The organism is candidate division KSB1 bacterium, from assembly GCA_022562085.1.
Taxonomy (GTDB): domain Bacteria; phylum Zhuqueibacterota; class Zhuqueibacteria; order Oceanimicrobiales; family Oceanimicrobiaceae; genus Oceanimicrobium.
Genome location: JADFPY010000463.1, coordinates 1 through 2686, shown reverse-complemented (window position 1 = coordinate 2686; position 2686 = coordinate 1). Strand labels below are relative to the sequence as shown.

The window sequence follows — 2686 nt, the reverse complement described above, 5'->3', positions numbered from 1 at the left end:
GCATCATCTATTTCATTGAAAAGGTTCGAATTGATGTATGCACAAGCAAGAGCGTGGTCTAACCAAGCTTGTGTTTCCATTGCTTCGCCCAACGCTTCATTAACTTTATTGATAAACGCGGCTTTATACCTACGTCGCGCCCAGGCTTCCCGCAACCAATGCATTTACAGCTCGAGAGGATCTTCGAATCTGATCTGTCAATGAGTATCTCTCTTCCTTTGGAAATTCTTTTGTAATTTTAAATATTCTTGCAGCCTCTTTTAAAGCAAGATTATAAACTTCCATCTCCCGAAAGCTTCTTATAATCGCCTTGATATCCTCCCTTCCTATCTTCTACTTAATCCTCGATCTTCGATCTTCTATCCTCTATCTTCTATCCTCAAGAAGCTACGGATCCACCTCAACCACAATCCGCGCCTTCAGGCTCTCCAAAAACTTCTTCGTCTCCTTGCGATCAAACTTCGGGTCTATGCTTTCTATACACAAAAAGAATTGATCCCGGGATGCCAAAGCAAAACGCGGCACATTAAACACCGGATGATACGGCATCGGCAGTCCATTCAAAGCGAACATTCCCAGCACCGCTGAAAATGCGGCTACCAAAATCGATAACTCAAAAGTAATCGGAATAAAAGACGGCCAGCTATTTAACGGCCTGCCGCCAATATTTAAAGGATAACTCTCTACAGATGCGTAGTACTGCATTGAAAATCCCAAAATCCCCCCGACGATTGCTCCAATGAGCACGAGCATCGGCAGCTTCGAATTCTTAAATCCCATGGCTTCGGCAAGCCCATGAACCGGATAGGGAGAATACGCGTCCATTTTGCGGTATCCATCTGCAAAGGTTTTCTCGGTCGCAGCAAGCAGTTCGTCCGCACTGTCAAACTCGGCCATTATTCCGTAGATGTTTTTTTCTTTTTCAGCCCGGTGCTTTTTCAGGTCGCTGGCAAGCGCTCGAATCCAGGCGCCAACATCAGGAGAAGCGCTGATTAAGGATTGCGGATCATAACTCTGCAGGTTTAACCGAATTGGCGCGGCACGTCCAATTCTTTAGCGACGGCCTGGGCGAAGACTGAAATTTGACTTGGGCTCAGCGCCAATCGATGGTCGGCCATCGCTCCGGCTAATGAAGGCGTGCTCTCGACAGCATAAAGCCGGTTCATGTCCGTATGACCGTGCTCGACTTTTCGCCTGCCGGTAAACTGTCGGGCGTAGCGTAAATTCCCGGGCATTTGATACAGAAAATCTGCATCGAGCGAAAGAATGACATCGGCTTTTGAAAAATCATAGTGAGTATCGACAAACCGGCCGAAAGCTAGCCGAGCGCCTTTTTTGGTGTTATCGCGATTAACCGGTTCAAACTGATGCCATTTCACTAAAGGAAATTCAGAGAAGAAATTCGATATTTGGTGGGCCAAAGTCGGCGATGTGACCGTCTCGGTAAGAATTCGGATGCCGGCGCCGTCGTTGAGTTGCTGCGCCTCCAGCTCCGTGTTCATAGCCTGAGCCTGGGTCACATAAGGCGAGCGTTCAATGGACAAAAATATCCAAAGGACAGCCGCTATTAGAAAACCCGCACCAAAAATGCTCACTTTGGCAAACGTATTTGTGCTCGGATGAAATAGTTGAGGCATTTAAGTGATTTGAAAGTAATGAAAAGTTGAAGAGCGGGAGATGTTCAATCCATTGAATTAATTATTTGAACTATTGAAATTTCGACACTTATATAAATATTTTTGAGAAAAAAGTCAAGTTAATAAAAAGGTAAGAAATAGATTATGGCTTTTTCTTTTTATTCAGGGACAGAACGCGTGCCTGTTTGGTTTCCGTGTCTTTGAATTTTACAAATTCTTCTTTTTCATCTCGTGGCTCAATTTCTTCGGGGACCTCTACTTTCTCGATTCGAATGGGTGTGCCGCCCATGGTAAAATCAGCGCCGCGTATTTGTTCGTCGTCGAGAATCCAGGTGGCAACATTCAGGGGAATCGTCAACATCAGAAATTTAACCCGCCACCATTGCGGTTTGACATCAGCGGTGATTTTCTCAACCCGGGCGTAAAAAGCGGGCTGCTCTTCGATGTGGATTAAAACGATTTCTTGTTCGAGGACAGAATCTTGTTTCAAATTCATTTGCATTTCCTTGGGGGTTCAAGGCTAAATTAGAAAATAATAAACGAGAATCAATAAGAATTCCGTTATTGGTAGTAAAAGAAAAAAATGTCTTTTACTCAAATCAGCAGCACCTTTTGTTCAAATCGCCCGCGTGATTTGGTAAAAAGCATAACGGCTTTTCGGCAAACCACATACAGGACACTTTTCTTGTTGCCTTTGTGCCAATTTTGAAAAGAATGTTAAGGTTCCGAGCCCGACCTCTGCCGGCTCTTCACCCTTAATCCCAAGATAGAATTGGTACAATCCGAAGGCCATTTTTGCTCGGCTAGAAATATCTTAGTGGCCCCTCATTCGCTTTCTAGCAAATGCCCATTCTCGAGGTTGCCGTGCAATCCATTATTTTTCTGCTTTGAAAAAACCTTTGAATTTTCTATCTTGTCCAATTAGTGGACACCTAATCCTAAATTAACATAACCAAGCTATCCAGATAATTATATAGAGGAGGAGGAGAGCATGGGTAAGAAATCAAGTTTTTATTCTTCCGAAGAAGGTGAGCCGCATCGCCAACGCA

At 44.3% G+C, this 2686-nt stretch carries 5 protein-coding genes; all 5 read right to left on the bottom strand.

Annotation, left to right across the window (positions count from 1 at the left end; genetic code table 11):
• The coding region (locus IH879_22245) for a four helix bundle protein (protein ID MCH7677648.1) at nucleotides 1-164 on the bottom strand (164 nt) is incomplete at its 3' end.
• A complete protein-coding gene (locus IH879_22240) occupies nucleotides 130-285 on the bottom strand; it encodes a four helix bundle protein (GenBank protein MCH7677647.1) in 156 nt (51 codons plus the stop codon). The genes IH879_22240 and IH879_22245, both read right to left, overlap by 35 nt.
• Nucleotides 286-387: 102 nt before the next feature.
• Nucleotides 388-897 carry a DUF3341 domain-containing protein gene (locus IH879_22235; GenBank protein ID MCH7677646.1) on the bottom strand — a complete coding sequence of 170 codons (510 nt, stop codon included), beginning with the start codon at nucleotides 895-897 and terminating at the stop codon, nucleotides 388-390.
• Between the two features lie 125 nt (nucleotides 898-1022).
• Complete coding sequence (locus IH879_22230) at nucleotides 1023-1637, bottom strand: hypothetical protein (GenBank protein ID MCH7677645.1); 615 nt, start codon at nucleotides 1635-1637, stop codon at nucleotides 1023-1025.
• Nucleotides 1638-1779: 142 nt separating this feature from the next.
• Nucleotides 1780-2133, bottom strand: a complete 354-nt coding sequence (locus IH879_22225; protein MCH7677644.1) for a hypothetical protein — start codon at nucleotides 2131-2133, stop codon at nucleotides 1780-1782.
• Between the last annotated feature and the right edge of the window lie 553 nt (nucleotides 2134-2686).

Coding starts and splice junctions, on each gene's coding strand:
- IH879_22240 (MCH7677647.1), bottom strand. CDS start 285: ATGGAAGTTTATAATCTTGCTTTAAAAGAGGCTGCAAGAATATTTAAA.
- IH879_22235 (MCH7677646.1), bottom strand. CDS start 897: ATGGCCGAGTTTGACAGTGCGGACGAACTGCTTGCTGCGACCGAGAAA.
- IH879_22230 (MCH7677645.1), bottom strand. CDS start 1,637: ATGCCTCAACTATTTCATCCGAGCACAAATACGTTTGCCAAAGTGAGC.
- IH879_22225 (MCH7677644.1), bottom strand. CDS start 2,133: ATGAATTTGAAACAAGATTCTGTCCTCGAACAAGAAATCGTTTTAATC.